The sequence below is a fragment of the Vibrio sp. E150_018 genome (assembly GCF_053544035.1).
In genome coordinates, this window is sequence record NZ_JBHGNY010000015.1 from 1 (window position 1) to 16785 (window position 16785).

Annotated in this window: 11 protein-coding genes; 4 read left to right on the forward strand and 7 right to left on the reverse strand. The window is 40.6% G+C overall.

The genetic code is table 11. The features are described 5' to 3' along the window. The 4 genes from ACE3G9_RS13410 to ACE3G9_RS13425 all read right to left on the reverse strand — a co-directional run. A partial coding sequence (locus tag ACE3G9_RS13410) for a tetratricopeptide repeat protein (RefSeq protein ID WP_449219391.1) occupies window positions 1-796 on the reverse strand: 796 nt, incomplete at its 3' end. Further along, window positions 780-4466 (reverse strand): LysM peptidoglycan-binding domain-containing protein, encoded by a 3687-nt coding sequence (locus tag ACE3G9_RS13415; protein ID WP_449219392.1) that lies wholly within the window; start codon window positions 4464-4466, stop codon window positions 780-782. The genes ACE3G9_RS13415 and ACE3G9_RS13410, both read right to left, overlap by 17 nt. A gap of 3 nt (window positions 4467-4469) precedes the next feature. Next, a complete protein-coding gene (locus ACE3G9_RS13420) occupies window positions 4470-4988 on the reverse strand; it encodes a DUF4123 domain-containing protein (RefSeq protein WP_449219393.1) in 519 nt (172 codons plus the stop codon). Next, window positions 4981-7086: a type VI secretion system Vgr family protein gene (locus ACE3G9_RS13425; RefSeq protein WP_449219394.1), complete on the reverse strand. Its 2106-nt coding sequence runs from the start codon at window positions 7084-7086 to the stop codon at window positions 4981-4983. Before ACE3G9_RS13425 ends, ACE3G9_RS13420 begins: the two co-directional genes overlap by 8 nt. A gap of 667 nt (window positions 7087-7753) precedes the next feature. Here ACE3G9_RS13425 and trxB point away from each other — a divergent pair. The 3 genes from trxB to cydC all read left to right on the forward strand — a co-directional run bounded on the left by trxB (window position 7754) and on the right by cydC (window position 12446). Next, window positions 7754-8707 carry a thioredoxin-disulfide reductase gene (gene trxB, locus ACE3G9_RS13430; RefSeq protein WP_417879014.1) on the forward strand — a complete coding sequence of 318 codons (954 nt, stop codon included), beginning with the start codon at window positions 7754-7756 and terminating at the stop codon, window positions 8705-8707. Window positions 8708-8947: 240 nt separating this feature from the next. After that, window positions 8948-10732 (forward strand): heme ABC transporter permease/ATP-binding protein CydD, encoded by a 1785-nt coding sequence (cydD, locus tag ACE3G9_RS13435; protein ID WP_449219395.1) that lies wholly within the window; start codon window positions 8948-8950, stop codon window positions 10730-10732. Next, a complete protein-coding gene (cydC, locus tag ACE3G9_RS13440) occupies window positions 10725-12446 on the forward strand; it encodes a heme ABC transporter ATP-binding protein/permease CydC (protein WP_417879016.1) in 1722 nt (573 codons plus the stop codon). The genes cydD and cydC overlap by 8 nt, the downstream gene beginning before the upstream one ends. Window positions 12447-12589: 143 nt before the next feature. Here the strand turns inward: cydC and serC are convergent, their stop codons facing one another. Continuing rightward, window positions 12590-13672, reverse strand: coding sequence for a 3-phosphoserine/phosphohydroxythreonine transaminase (gene serC / locus ACE3G9_RS13445; protein WP_449219396.1), 1083 nt, complete (start codon window positions 13670-13672; stop codon window positions 12590-12592). A 163-nt stretch (window positions 13673-13835) separates the two neighbouring features. Next, window positions 13836-15098 (reverse strand): DUF945 family protein, encoded by a 1263-nt coding sequence (locus ACE3G9_RS13450; protein ID WP_449219397.1) that lies wholly within the window; start codon window positions 15096-15098, stop codon window positions 13836-13838. 233 nt (window positions 15099-15331) lie between these two features. Here ACE3G9_RS13450 and ACE3G9_RS13455 point away from each other — a divergent pair, with 233 nt between their 5' ends. Beyond that, window positions 15332-15883: a hypothetical protein gene (locus tag ACE3G9_RS13455; RefSeq protein ID WP_449219398.1), complete on the forward strand. Its 552-nt coding sequence runs from the start codon at window positions 15332-15334 to the stop codon at window positions 15881-15883. Window positions 15884-15979: 96 nt separating this feature from the next. Here the strand turns inward: ACE3G9_RS13455 and ACE3G9_RS13460 are convergent, their stop codons facing one another. Further along, on the reverse strand, window positions 15980-16561 hold the full coding sequence (locus ACE3G9_RS13460; protein ID WP_449219399.1) for a TfoX/Sxy family DNA transformation protein: 582 nt from the start codon (window positions 16559-16561) through the stop codon (window positions 15980-15982). Window positions 16562-16785: the final 224 nt, after the last annotated feature.

Consider the following 16785-nt stretch of genomic DNA (forward strand, 5'->3'; position numbering starts at 1 on the left):
CCATAATTTCAAACAAACCAGTTATCATTTTTTGTTCTTTTGATGTAAGCGCTTTGTTTTTATAATCCCCAGCATTTAAATCCCAAATCAAAATAGCATCAACATAATCCATCAAAGGTTGATAATAATAATTCTCCGCAAACCGAATCACTTCTTTGATGTAGTGCTGACGAGTTTCTTTTGAAAAATTCAATTGATAGTAATTACCATTAGCCAATTGATTTTCTGTGATCACTGGGACCAGTTTTCCATCTTGGGTTAACTTTTTTAATAAAAAATATTGCGCCCGCAAATCTCCCTGCTTTGCTTGTTGTTTGAACATATCAATCGCTTTAATCAGGTTTTCTTGTGTACAAACTTTTTCTCCAAAATATAGAAGACATCCCTCAGAGTCTGGAGACAATTCAAACTGCGCATAAGCATTTCCAGCTTTTGCTGCCTCTTGATATAACCGAATAGATTTTGGAATAGATTTTACACTTGCCATGTAAATCATTTTGGAATACCAAAACTGTGCTTCTGGATCTTTGTTGTCTAAAAGAGGTTCCAAGTATTTATAGGCTTCTTTATTATTCCCATGTTGAATATTCACCAAAATATCGTACAGCTTATCTCCCGGTTTCACGGTACTGGAAATGTATGGGTCATCCGATTTTTTATTAATATTGGCATCAATAAATGGCTGAAAAAGCGCAATATCGTCTTCAGGGTTTGGCGTGTAGTCATTACAGCCCATGAGCCCAAGCGTGAAAACACACAATACTGCACTGATAGATAACTTAAGATAACGCGGCATTAATCGTCCACTCCATAATAAACTCTTGTTTGGTTTCAACTTCACCATCCGTATTACGGATTTGAATAGCCTCACCTTGTTTGGCGTCAGGATTTTCTACAATGGAAACCGGGTAAGCGTGATAGCGGCGCACTTTAACCTTGGGTAAAGTCACATAGCTACTTTGATAGCTATTCGCTAGTGGGTCTTCTAGTTCATCCGAATACGTCAGCACCATGTTCTGGCAAAGTGCAACAGAAGTAAGGTTAAAATTAATAATACTCCCTTCACCAAACTGCTTCACAAACCTCGCCAGCTTAAACCAATTATCCTTAAACGATTCCCACTGCAAAGGCTTATCTTGCAATATCGCTGGGTCATTATTCATGCGAATCAAGCTTTCTTTCCACTGACGTTTTGAGCTGATGTTGTCATTTTCATCATCCACTAACCATTGCATGATTTGTACGATGGATTGTGCTAGGCGTTGGTTGCTTTGGGTAACTGTATACACTATAGTTCCGTTGATACGTGTTACTGGTTTATCTTGCTCTTTAATCAAGGTAACAAACAAATTACGTAAGGTTTCGGGTGGAAGTTTTATTACCCAATTTTTCATTTCTCTTTGCACTTTGGGGTCATCACTAATTGTACGACCAGCCAACAACGGCGCACACTCTTTACTCAAGGTGCTTTGCTTATACTCCGCCCATGTCGATACTGGCATCAATAACACATCAGCCACCGTTAACCCCATAGTCATGGCAAGCGTTAATACATTATTAAGTAACGCAAAGTCTTCATTCTCGCCGTCTTTGTCTACATCACCAAACATCGCTAAACGCTTAAAGTCGTGCTGCTTTAGCACCCCAAGCAAGGTATCCACAAATCGGTCTACCCCTAACATGTCTAGATTAATGGCGAGTTTACCTGAAGCTCCCGGCCCCATCACCAATTTTGCTGAGCTCACAAGCACTAACACGCCACCTTGGAACAATAAGCGAAACTCACCTTTAGCTCCCGCGCCAAAGGAGGCAGAAAGCTCACCATTAATACTACCCAGTTGTTGATACGGGTTCTTATCCTTAATAGGCGGTGGCTGCCAATACACGGTAGCCCCTAAAGTACCTCCAGCTTCAACTCCTGCAAAGGCATCCACGGTAACGCCGGCATCCAAAGGATAATCAGAGCTTACTGGGCCAGAATTCAGCACATTCGTGGACTGTATATTGGGGTCAAAGGCCGTCACTGAACTGCCCTTTAGTCCAAAATTACCACTTCCGGTATCAGAAGCCCCAAACGCTACCTTACTGCTGAGTTGGCAAGATGCGCCCGCCAAACCATACACCGAGCCTTCAATTTTGGCCGCTAAGCAACCTGCTTTATATTCTTGCTGTGTATTATGAGCATCGACATAGTCTAATGTCAGGTCATAGCCTTTGACATCTTTGATGTCTTTATCCTTATTGCCCTTTTCAAACGGCAACCAAAACATAAAGCTGGCTTGCGCTTGCAACAACGAAAAATTCGCTGACACTTCACCCGAGCCGCCCAGTTGTTTTGGGTTCTTTAGCGCATTTTGATAACTGCTTAATGGCGAGTTTAAGCTTGCGGCCGCTTTACTACTAAAGCGGAACAACTGCGCCCCAGCATCCGCACTGTATTCGGCTTCTTTACGATCGGGGCTTATGCCATTTTGATAATGGTAACCATCTGACCAAAATGCCGTATCAAATTTCTTCTCTTTGGTCAGTGGTAGTAAATCCAACTTCACCTCTGGCTCTTTCAGCTTTTCAAGCGCATCCGATAATGAAGTGACCGCACTTTCACTATTCGATTGTTGGCTCGCACACTTAATTTGACCGGTAATATTGCGCACATGCCCTTTGGCCTGCGAACATAAAGTATCCTCGTTACTTTCTGGTATGTACCAAGCAGGGCCACGCAGGTAAAACAGCTCGCCGCTCGACATCAAGCTGCATTCCACAACCTGTAAATCATTGAGCTCGGCCTGATTTTCAAAACCCGCTTTATTTTTCATTTTTGGTTTGTAACTATTATCCCACAATAAAGTGAGTTTAGTGGGCAGAGAAGCCACAAAAGGCGACTGAAATTCTAAATTAGGGTTGGATGACTCTAATCGAGATTGCGCCACGCTTTTTAACAGCTCGATGCGCGCCTTAGCCACTTTTTTAACCCATAGCAATTTATTAAAAAGCTCATCAAGCGGCAGTGGTGTGCCTAATACTTGCGCTAAGTTCTTTTGGTGCTCGGTTATCGTATTATCAATTAAGGCTATCAGCGCCAAGCTTGGATAGTAAGACCAATCAAGCGCCACGTCATTCACTAACGATGACATTCCCTCTGTCTCACTATCATCTTTGGTTGGTTGTTTATTACCTTTAGATTGGACATAAAGCGCTTCTATCAAATCATCTTTTTCAATATCAATCACTTGATTTGGCAGGCGCCAGTCCGGCATTTTTTCATTTAATACTTTCGGCCCTTGGTTTGCTGGGCTATCACCTTCTAATTGCGCCAAGGTTAAACATTGCTCTTTGACCACTAAGCCTTGTCGATTTAGGTTACTCACCGCGGCAGAATACCAATTCATACCATAAGGAGATTGCGCCTCTTGAGGTTGCTGAATAAGTGCGCTTAATTTTGCTTTCGCTTTATCATGAGGCAACTGAGCAATCGACATTTCATCATGATTGTCAGAGAGCATTTTTGCATATTTTTCAATCGTCTCTTGTTGCTTGCTAGTGAAGTATTTTAGCTCTTCTCGATACACAAAATACGTGCCGTCATCCGAATTCATTTCTTCCGCTTTATCAATCGCCGCTTTTTCCATACTTTCTATTTTGTCGATAATGTCATCAAGCACCGTATGATGTAATTGATCCAATAAATATTGGTCAACGTTGGCTTGTTGGTTACGCGCTTCTCGAGCCGTATTAATAGAAGCACCTGAAATCGCATCCACCCTAGAATTAGCCCTATCTCGCGCCATGGCATCCGCTTGTTCAAAATGGCTTTGAAGCTTCTCAGCATAGCGTTTCCAATACTTAACTTTGCTTTTTAAGCCGCCCATGTTGATATTGGCCTTTTCTGCCATATCGTAGAGAACATCAAACGGATCGCTATCGGTCTCTTTGTATAAATAACGCGTGATCACCAATTTAAATAAATTCAGTGTTTTATAATCATCTGCGTTTTCTTGCGACATAAATTGTTCAAAATGTTTTGCAGCAAATTTAGATAACACTCCTAATTTACTTAAATTCTGAGTGGTTGTTTGTACGTCACCTTCCACTATCGTGGTATCTAGCAGCGCTTTTTCTTTTTCAATAATTTTCTTCGCATCTTCGGTAATGCCATACCAACACTTCTTACCTGTTTTAGGGTGAGCGGGTAGGTATAAAATGTCCGCAAAATCAAGCGGCTCGCTACATGTATCAGCGCCACCTGCGAGTTCTTCTGGCGGTTTAGGTAGTTCAGTACGGCTGCCATCTAAAGGAATACTTTCAATGGCAGGATCGGGTAAGGTTAGTTTGCTCCCTTCATAAATCAGATCGGGATTTTTAATTTGCTCGCTATTTAAGCTCATCAAAACGTCTTTGGTGGTATTAAAACGTTCCGCCAGCATGCTTAAACAGTCATTTTTTAATATTGTGTATTGTTGAGCCATGATTTATACCCACTGCTTAAAAATTGATGAGGTTAAACGATAAGGAGTTTCCGTATTTTCTTTATCCGAAGTGCTTTGTTGATGAAAAGAGTGAATCTGCTGCGAATCATCAACCCAATACAAACCACTCGCTGGGCCTAAAATAGTATGAATGTCTTGTTCATTAAGCTCACTCGCCACTTGCTCCCAAATGATGTTCACATAAAAGCGGAATAAAAAAGCCATTTGGTCAATGCTTACCGACAATAATTTTTGTAAATGATTGAGCAGCGCATAAGCATCAATATTTTTATTTAAAGTGAGAACCACTGAACTAGAATCAAACAAAGGCAAAGTACGCCATTTATCTAATACCGATTCATTTGAACCAAGATTAATCAACAATGGGCTTTGATCGATTAAATAATCAAAATCAGAGCCCGCATACAAAGGTAAAACGGTATCAAGTTCAGCAACCGTTTTAAGCTGCTTTAGTGCATCAGGAATACGCACAGTATCGACTACTATCCAAAAGTTATTCATTCGATACCCCCTTATCACAAGCGCAATCCACACGAGTACAAGAGCCATCTGCTTGCTTTTGACATTGTTTCGCTAAAGCAACATTCGCAATCGCTAAAGTCTGCATTTTAGTTGCAGAGATCTGCATGGGTAATGGGTTTACCGGCACAACTGGTGATTCAATCCCTAACGGCAAAACAGGTATAGAACCACTGTAACCACTACCGCTCCCCGCACTACCACCGGAGTTAATATTCACCCCTGCACCCACTAAATGCACACCTGCTGCATCCACTTTAACAAAACTGCCACCTGCTTTTATGGTCAGCTCACTCGCCGCTTCTAATATTATTTTTTGCCCGGCATCTAGATGAATTTCCGTCGCCGCATCTTTGATAATCTTAGAGCCAGACTTAACTTGTATTGAACCATCAACCTCAGTGGTTTGATCTTTGGTTACCTTGGTGCGGCTTTCACCTTCTACCGTCAAATTGTGATTATTTTTGATCTGAGTGAATTGATTGTTTTCTACGGTTAGATGCTGGTCGTGATTTACATCGGTAATGTGGTCATTGAGAGTTTCCGATTTAAAATCTTTTTGCGCATGAACATACACTTGCTCCGAGCCAGATTGGTCTTCAAAACTGATTTCGTTAAACCCTTCACCTTGGTGGGTTTCACTGCGCCATACGGTTTTAGTTTTGTTATCAGGTAGTGGGTAAGGCGGTAGGTTTTGGGCATTAAAGGCGCGACCGGTCACAATCGGTTGGTCTGGGTCGCCGTTTAAAAACGAGACAATCACTTCATGGCCGATTCTTGGAATGGCGATTTGTCCATATTGACTACCGGCCCAGCCTTGTGAGACTTGCACCCAACATGAACTATGCTCATCACCATTTGAATATCTATCCCACGGGAAATGCAGTTTGACGCGGCCATATTCATCACAAAAGATTTCTTCACCGTCAGGGCCGACAACATAAGCGGTCATTGGGCCATCAACTTGTAGGCGAGTCATTTGCGGCGTGCGCCACGTTTTCTCCGCGGGTATTGCTTTAAATTGATTAGCGTAAGTCGTGGGTTTTCCGCCTGCGGATTCTTCAAGTGCTTGCGGTTGGTCGCCTTGATGAGTACTCGCAATAACTAACCATTGTTTATTAAAGCTGTCATCAGAGTGTTCACTTAATTCAAACTTAGCGCCCGTTTGTAGTTGCGGTTCATTGCTTTTACCTTTGGCTGTGTGAGCATAGCGACGCAAACTATCTAGGCGTAGTTGGTTGAATTCTTTACCGGTAGCGTCATCTTTAAAGCGTCCCGGTGCATCAAAGTGCTCATAGGTATCACGCTGGTAGTCTATATCGCTAGCAACGGCTTGTTGGCTAAAAATGTACTGCGGCTTTTTAAAGCTACTATCACCGCTGTGTGCTTCACTGACTCCAAACTGAGTGGTCTTGCTGAACTCTTTTATATACGGCGTTGAGCTGATACCGCTTGCCATCACGTTATAAGGAACCGGAGCACCTAACGAGCTAATGACTTGAGAATCATCGGTGAACAGTACACTGTGTTTTCCTTTTGAATGTTCAATGTGATAAACCATGCCTTCTTCGGCGGCAAGACGGTTAATGAACTCAAGGTCAGTTTCTCGATATTGCATGCAGAACTCTCGTTGCTTTGGCGTGCGAGTTAGCGCAAAAGCAAAATCTTGAATGTCCATTTCTTTAAACAAAGTGGCGATGATATCGGGCGCGGAAATGGATTGGAAAATGCGGCTGTTATGGCGCAGCGATAAACGCTCAATGTCAGGCACTAGCGTTAGGGAATAGAAGGTATGGTGATGACCGGTTTCGCCTTGAGTAAAATTGCGAACAATGCCGTTGATGCGTTGTACTATTTCGCCATCGCGATGCATGACAAGCTCGACACTTTTATCGACCATGTCTAAAGCAGTTAAATCGGGACGACGGCTGGCAAGCTGAATCTGATAACGAAAACCATGGCACCAACTACCATCAGTTTGTTGAACCGAAGAAAAGTTATCTTGTCCTTGATAGCTTCTCACGACTAACGATTCGTCACTGACACCATCGACGCGAAGACTAAATTGTAGCGTTGCCATGCCCTATCCTTTTAATGTTTAACGCTTTACCGGTTTGCTTTAATTAATTGATGAAGCAAACCTTTACCTGAAATCACGTCAACGATACAGCAACTACCATGCCAATTTTTTATCCTCAATAAAATCAATAGTTTTTCATTTTCATAGCAACATTAAGTAGGCAAGATCTTGCTTGGTATTGGCAAGATCTTGCTTATACCTAGTTAACTGATGGCGAGGTTAAATTAAATCCTGAATACTCAACTAACTCATCAAAAAATACCTCTATCTCCTTGTTGTAATGCATTAAACCGACCCGCAATAGCCCTCCCGCCCCCTCGAACAATTTAACTACTTTAATACTCCAATCGTATAAAAGTGCCTGCTCCAAACGCACATATTCTTTTTCGCTAAAAACTTTGCCATTTCACCAAAATCTACCCCTTTGACTTTTAATGTAAAGATAAGCGTTAGCTGTGAAATACTTTCTAGGTTGATATGCCCATAACAAGTCACTTCAGGCATCTTGTTTAAATGTTGCAGAGTATAATTCTGATTGAGTGTATGTATTTAGTGATACTATGGCGTTTCACTCCATTACCTTTGCAGAATGTAAATCTATTACTTTCTTTAATGCGATATTTTCCATACAATCCAGACACAATAACGCATTCAAATTGGAGTCTTCATGAACAACGTTAAGCATTGTAATTTACTCATCCTTGGTTCAGGTCCTGCTGGTTATACTGCGGCGGTTTATGCTGCACGCGCCAATTTGAAACCGGTATTAGTGACAGGTATGCAACAAGGTGGTCAATTAACCACCACAACTGAAGTTGAAAACTGGCCGGGTGATCCAGAAGGATTAACAGGCCCAGGCTTAATGGATCGCATGAAAGAGCATGCTGAACGTTTTGAAACTGAGATTGTGTTTGACCATGTTAATGAAGTAGATTTCAGCCAGCGCCCTTTCCGGCTAAAAGGTGATTCAAGCGAATATACTTGCGATGCGTTAATTATTTCAACGGGCGCGTCTGCTAAATACTTAGGTTTAGAATCTGAAGAAACCTTCAAAGGTCGCGGCGTTTCGGCTTGTGCCACTTGTGATGGTTTCTTCTATCGCAACCAAAAAGTTGCGGTAGTCGGTGGTGGTAATACCGCAGTAGAAGAAGCACTTTACTTGTCAAACATTGCTTCTGAAGTTCACTTAATTCACCGTCGCGACAGCTTCCGCTCAGAAAAAATTCTTATTAACCGCTTAATGGATAAAGTCGAGAATGGTAATATCATTCTACATACTGACCGCACACTTGAAGAAGTCGTGGGTGATGAAATGGGCGTAACTGGTGTTAAAATTAAGGATACTCAATCTGATAACCTTGAAACTATTGATGTGATGGGCGCTTTCATTGCGATTGGTCATCAGCCGAACACCGATATTTTCCAAGGCCAACTTGAAATGAAAGATGGTTATATCATCGTCAAATCAGGCCTAGAAGGCAACGCGACTCAAACTAGCATTGAAGGTATATTTGCTGCGGGTGATGTTATGGATCATAATTATCGCCAAGCGATCACATCCGCAGGTACAGGTTGTATGGCTGCACTCGATGCCGAACGCTACCTAGATGCGTTAAAATAATACTTACCTAAGAGGGCTTCGGTCCTCTTTTCTTTTATAAATAAGCGCCTTATTAAGTACAAGTGAATCAATCGCTGATAGAATATGTCTGCCTAATTATTTAGGTGAAAGTAACACAAGCCAATTTGTTATATCACTGCAGTGCCGACATGGCATCACTCTCGAATTTCAGTGTTTATAATAATGGCCTTTTTTAGATGCAATCCTGCCCCTTTCACCCCTGATGGGAATGAGTCTTACATGGATAAACAACAAAGACGTCATTTAACTAAATGGCTAAAACAGCAAGGTAAACTTGCGAAAAAATGGTTACTGATCACAATAGGGTTAGGTGTTCTTTCTACCTTATTTCTACTCGGTCAAGCCGCATTCTTAGCCTCTATTCTGCATAACATCATCATAGAGAACATCGATAAACATCAACTCGTCAGTTCTTTCATCGGTTTAGCAGTGATGATCGCAGGCCGTGCATTATGTACTTGGGGCCGTGAAATTGCCGGTTATCGCTGTGGTGAAGCAGTACGCCTTTATATTCGTCAACAAATTTTAGATAAACTACGCGATCTAGGCCCTGCCTATATTAAAGGTAAACCGGCTGGTACTTGGGCAGCATTATTACTCGAACAAGTTGAAGAGATGCAAGACTTCTTCTCTCGTTACTTGCCGCAAATGTCACTCGCGGTCTTCATTCCGTTTTTAATCTTAGTGGTCGTATTCCCAACCAACTGGGCGGCAGGTTTGATTTTCCTTATCACTGCTCCACTCGTTCCACTATTCATGGCATTAGTTGGTATGAAAGCAGCTGATGCCAATAAAAAGAACTTCAAAGCATTGCAACGTTTATCGGGTCATTTTTATGATCGTTTGCAGTCCATGACCACGATTCGTCTATTCCATCGCGCTGAAGCTGAAACAGAATTATTACGTGGAGCTTCTGAAGTTTTACGTAAAAGCACTATGGATGTGCTGCGTATTGCCTTCTTATCCTCAGCAGTACTTGAGTTCTTCACATCTATTTCCATTGCAATTACCGCGGTGTATTTCGGGTTTAGCTACATTGGCGAACTTAACTTTGGTTACTACGGCGCAGGAATCACCTTATTTACTGGTTTGTTTGTTCTTGTATTAGCCCCTGAATTTTACCAACCATTACGTGACTTAGGGTCCTTCTACCATGCAAAAGCTCAAGCTTTAGGTGCGGCAGAAAGTATTGTTGAGTTTTTAGATGCTGATGTTGAAGCGGCTAAATCTGGCACTACACCTTTATCTGCCCCAGATAAAATCGTCATTACCGCCCATGATTTGGAAGTGTTTAGTCCAGAAAAAACGAAACTAGTTGGTCCTATCTCTTTCACTTTAGATACAAATCAAACCACAGCGTTAGTTGGCCCAAGTGGCGCAGGTAAAACCAGCCTAATCAATGCGATTCTAGGCTTTCTACCCTATTCTGGCTCTTTGCAAATCAATGGCATTGAAGTCAAAGAACTCGATTTAAAACAATGGCGCAGTAATATCAGTTGGGTGGGCCAAAATCCACTACTGGTTAACGGCAGCATTTATGACAACGTGGTTCTTGGACAACAAAACATTTCTCAACAAGAAGTCACTAAAGCATTACAAGATGCCTTTGCGGCTGAATTTGTCGAAAGTCATGGTTTGGATTATCACATTAGCGATCGTTCAGGTGGCCTTTCTGTTGGACAAGCACAGCGTTTAGCACTCGCTCGCGCCATGCTGCAAAATGGCCAATTCTGGCTGTTAGATGAACCAACCGCCAGCTTAGATGCACACAGTGAAAAATTAGTAGCTAAAGCATTAACGGATAATACCGTTGGCAAAACGACATTAATGGTGACTCACCAATTAGATCACTTAAAGCAAGTTGAAAATATCTTAGTGATGAACGCTGGTCAGATTGTTCAATCAGGCCAATATAATGCGATTAAAGATTCAGGTTTATTTGCTCAAATGTTGTCTTCAAAAGTTGAAACCGACAACGAGAATAAGGGGAATTTAGATGCGTGAGTTAACACCTTATCTCAAACTCTACAAAAAGCACTGGTTTAGCCTATCACTGGGTATGTTTTTAGCCTTTGCGACTTTAGTGACCTCAATTGGCCTACTTACCCTTTCAGGTTGGTTCTTATCCGCAGCGGCGGTTGCTGGGCTTACTATTGCACGAGAAACCTTCAACTACATGCTACCTGGTGGTGGTGTTCGAGGTTTTGCAATGGCGAGAACTGCTGGCCGTTGGGGTGAGCGAGTTGTCAGCCACGATGCAACGTTCAAGTTATTGGCCGATTTACGCATTTTCTTCTTTAAAAAATTAACACCATTGATTCCGGGGCGTTTATCAAAACTGCGCGATGCGGATCTACTCAACCGTCTTGTGGCGGATGTCGATGCCATGGATCACGTGTATTTACGTTTAGTGAGCCCAGTTATCGTCGGCATTTTTGGTATCGCATCGTTAACTGTGTTCATTGCTTGGTTTGATTTAACCATAGGCTTAACACTTGGGTTGATTCTACTCACCTTGTTATTATTGTGGCCGATTATTTTCTACAAATTAGGTAAGCACAATGGTGAAACGCTAACCCAAAATAAAGCTAAGCTACGTATTGCAACGCTAGATTGGGTACAAGGGCACAGTGAGTTAGTCCTATTTGGCGCTGAACCAAAATACCGTGAATCCATAAGCACACACCAAAATTCGCTAATTCAAAATCAATTTAAGAATGCTCACTACACCGGTCTTGCAAGCGCCCTACTGTTACTCTCAAATGGTTGGAGCCTAGTGCTGATCATTTGGATGGCTGCTGACGGTATTAATGGTCAGCTTCCTGGTCCAATGGTCGCGATGATGGCCTTTGCAACCATGGCAAGTTTTGAGCTTTTAATGCCAATTGCTGGTGCATTCCAATACCTAGGACAAACCTTAGAATCGGCACGCCGATTAAATGAAGTCCTTTCAGCAAAACCAGATGTCGTGTTTACCAAATCTGGCACCGAAACCAGCCAAAATTATGATATTCAGCTAAACAATGTGAAATACCGTTACCATGATAGTGATACCGATGCACTTAAATCAGTATCACTGCATTTAGGTGCGGGTCAGAAACTTGCGATTGTCGGCCAAACTGGTTCAGGTAAATCTACTTTACTGCAATTATTAACTCGCCAATTTGATGTCACTTCTGGTGAATTACTCCTTGGCGGTAGCTCTATCGAACAATGGACAGAGAAAGGTTTACGCCAAAGTATTTCAGTAGTTAGTCAACGTGTTGATATTCTAAATGGTACATTGAAAGACAACCTACAACTGGCTAAACCAGATGCTTCCGATGAAGAAATGAAGCAAATTTTACAAGAAGTTGGCCTGTCTCATCTTAATGACAGTACCGGGTTAGATACCTGGTTAGGAGATGGTGGTCGTCAACTATCTGGCGGTGAAAAACGTCGTATCGGTATTGCGCGTGCGGTATTACACAACGCTCCAGTTATGCTGTTAGATGAACCAACAGAAGGCCTAGATAAACAAACTGAAAGCCAAATCATACAGTTATTAAGTAAGCATACTATGGATAAAACAGTGGTATTCGTTACTCACCGTCTAGTTGGCTTAGAAAAAATGGATATGATTTGTCTGATGGATCAAGGCAAAATAGTAGAGCAAGGCAACCATAGCGAATTACTGGCCCAAAATGGCTTGTATCACCGCTTACATCAACGTCTATAATAATAAAGCACCTCTTCACCTTAACTTGTTAAAAAGGTAACCCAAACAAAAACCGCCAAGTTGATCGTTTCAACTTGGCGATTTCTTTATATCATACGAAGCATCACTATTACTTATATGAACGACTTTAAGCTCCAGGTATATTATTTATTTGCTGCTTCAAACGCTTTCATGAAATCAACCAAGGCTTGAACCCCTTCTAACGGCATTGCATTATAGATAGATGCTCGCATACCCCCTACCGCTCTATGTCCTTTCAAGGCTTGTAAACCTCGCGATTCAGCTTGCTCAAGAAACAATCCATCAAGCTCAGGTTTGGCGAGTTGAAATGGCACATTCATTAACGAACGATTATTCGCATGAATATTATTACGATAAAAGTCCGATTCATCAATGCATTGGTAAAGTAACGCTGCTTTGGCACGGTTCACTTTTTCAATTTTCGCAACACCACCATTAGCTTTCAACCATTTAAAAACTAATCCCGACAAGTACCAAGCATAAGTAGGAGGCGTGTTAAACATCGATTCTTTTTCGAACAAAACTTTGTAATTTAAAATGCTTGGCAACGCTGAATTAGCTAATTCCAGCAAATCATCACGCACAATCACAATACATAAACCGGCTGGACCAATGTTTTTCTGAGCACCTGCGTAAATCACACCATATTTAGATACATCAATTTCACGCGATAAAATTGTTGAAGACATATCTGCGACAATTGGTTTATCTGTTTGTGGTAAATCATTAATTTCAATACCATCAATGGTTTCATTCGGGCAAAAATGCACATAAGCTGCATCATCTGATAAAATCCAATCAGAAGCCGGCAGTATTGCGGTTTTACCATCAATTTCGGTAGATGCTTTAAACACATGCGGTTGGCAATATTTTTGCGCTTCATCAACCGCACTAGCAGCCCAATATCCGCCATCAATATAATCAGCTGTTTTAGCATCACCCAATAAGTTCATTGGAATCGCCGCGAACTGAGCACGTGCGCCACCTTGGCAGAAAAGTACTTTGTAATTATTAGGGATGGAAAGTAGATCGCGTAGATCTTGCTCTGCATCCGCAGCAACTTTCAAAAAAGGTTTACTGCGGTGGCTGATTTCCATAACGGATGTGCCTAGGCCATTCCAATCTAAAAACTCTTTTTGAGCTTGTTGCATAACCGCTTTAGGAAGGCTTGCTGGGCCAGCACTGAAGTTATAGGTAGGTTCCATGATGAATTCTGCTCCTGCGTAGATGAGAAATGAAAATAACGAATTTACCTACAGTAATACCATTTTTTACTTAATTGAGAAAAGTCATTTTTGTTCAAACGTAAAAAAAGAGGCCACATTGGCCTCTTTCATAACAAAACACCTATTTTTTCAAAAAATTCAATTATACGAATAACTGTGCAAGTACCGCAAATAACGGCAATGTTTTACCATTTTTGAACACAATGTTGCCGTCTTTAATATCACTATTAAGATGATAGCCATCTGCTTTCTTCGCCATGATTCCTTGTTGAATTAGGTTATCTAAACCCGATTGAATAAATGGAAATTGCGTAACCATTTCATTGGAAACAAAGGCATTAGCTTCACCATAAATCGATGAAATCACTTGCATTGGATTCTTAGTCACTTTGTTATCTCCTTTAGGAAAATTAAGTAACCAATCACTATTAAACTTGCCTTCACCAATCGAGGCTTTCATCTCATTAAGAGAAATACTGAACCCTTTTTCAAACAAGCCATCGATCGATGCCATTACTACTTTAAGATCATCATTATTGAGCTCATGACCTTTATCTTGATAAACACTTAATAATTGAGAAAAGTTTTCAATATCTAAGGCATTAAATGAAGCATCAACACCCAGATCTGTCAGTGAATCATCAACAAGTTCTACTGTATCTATTGCGATTTTATGGTGACTAGAGAAAGTTTTATCTTTTGCATTTTCTTCTGTATTAAATTCATAATCGAATTTGTGCACATCAACAATACTCACGCCCTGAGCATCCACCATATTGGTTTCACCTACAGTGATTTGTTGGCTTCCCAACCAAAAGCCCTCTTTTTTTTGACCGTTGCCTGAACCAACAATAGAGTCAACAATCAACGATTCACCATTGTTGAAATGTCCATCAAAACCGTCAAAAACATAAGTAAAATTAATATGTCCATCACGGCTAATGTCAGCATTCAATTTAACAGGAGAAAACTCCAACTTAGAATTCTCATCATTAGCAAAGTTAAATGTCATTTTTTGGCTAGTCATATCCAATGCAGTTGAGCCATTAATATAGGTAACAGAATGGATATCAATCGGTAAGCGAGAATAGTCATTAGGCTTAGTATCCGTCGCGATACTGATCAGGCCATGGCTGATAGTGTGATCTAACATGAACTCTGTTGGCAAACCATCTAATTCAAGCTGTTGCTTTAATACTGGATCAACCACAGTGACTTTAGTTTGTGCTGTTGAGCTCAAGTAACCACGATCATAATTAACAAGCTCAACATTGACTTCTTTTGTGTCCAGCTCATTTACCGTATCTTGAATAGTCGTTTGAGCGAACTGCCCTAGTGCTAATGGCCAACATGCAACTAATAGTACTGCGCCACCAATTGCGACAAACTTCTTTACATTATTCATTTTAATCCTTAGCAAATAAAAAACAGTCTATCGTAAATTCATTTTTAATGTCATGAAAAAAAAGACATTGAATGAATATATAAAGTGATAATATTTGTCTGAATGCTTACATTAACCGGTACTTTGTCAATTTACATAAGTCGTTGCTTCTGACAAAATCAACAGCATAGAGCAAAAAATAAATAATTTATTTGCTATTTTTACAATTAAATAAAAATAAAGGGTTTTCTTTCATGCGCAAGTCACTGATTCTTTCTGGCCTATTATTGGTATCTGGGTCTACCTTTGCAGCTAATAATGGCTCTGCTAATATGAGTAACTTTAACTACGATTACATTGATGCGCGAATCGGCTTTAGTCCGATGACTTTTGGTGCCGCTGTCAGTAAATCTATCCACCCTAATGCTCATGCCATCCTTTCTGTAGATTCTGAATTCGACAGTGATTACGATCTTTCAGCTGGTTTGGGTTTCCATGCTCCACTCAATAACTGGGCAGATATCACTGGTGAAATGTTATTTAAATTGGTTGATGACCGTCATAAATTTGATAATGACTCAGGTATGGAAGTTAATCTAGGTGTTAGACAGTGGTTAGGTCCACAGTTTGAAATTGGAGGTCAAGTTGGTTACTACAAAATCAACAACCATGATGATACCGATGAAGTTTATGGTTCAATTTCAGGTCGATTCCATGCAACAGAACTATTCTCTATTGGCCTAGAAGGTAAGCTAAATTACATCTATGGTGACCAAGTTATGGTTACAGCACGTTTTAACTATTAATTAAACACGCTTAACTGTTAATCAAAATCAAACATTGCCAAGACAAGAAAGCCTCGCACAAAATACGAGGCTTTTCCTGTAGATCTTAACGGTTTCTTAGTGGTGTACACTGGATAAAAGTTGTTGCTTTCTAGGCTCTTGAATAAGTTTCCAATGGCAACCATCTATTGCTCCGGCAAATTTCCACAACAAGCGTATATCAACATCACCACCATACGCTTCTTTTACCTTCATGAAGACATCTTCAGGCCTCATCTGTAAAAATGTACTCACATCTGGTACGCCTGCTTTTTTCACCATTCGCTCTAGTGTAAGTTGCATATTGGGTAAATCTCGCAACCTACGACTATTTGCTGACTTTTGAAATGCTCTTTCTTGCTTAGAATATTCTATTGATAATTGAATGATATTATCGAGTGACGTATCACCTTCTGTATAAAGTTTCGTTACATCAAAATAATTCACTGTTGCTACTGTTTGTTTTTTAACGTGTTTATATCTTTTACAGCCCCTTTCTTCCAAGGTTTTATCAAGACTACCGCCGCCACGAATAAAAATAGTTCCATCAGAAATCAGTGCATACATTGCATCTTCACTAAATAATCCAATTCCTCCAAACATTGAACGCTTCTGAAATAAGCCAAATTTAGCTACATATTCAAAAAAAGAACGTTCCATATTGCTACCCATGTGTAACCTCCGTACTTATGTTTAACCCCCCGATCAATACACAAGCGCCATTAAGACATATTATTTATCATTTCCATATTTTTGCGAGCAACTTAAAAACACAGACTCTATTAACCATGTTTTTATGAACACGCTCTAATATTAATGATACTTTATGATGAAAATTAAGTAAGTGCACAGCTCACACTCAACTATAAAAACCCATAAAAAAC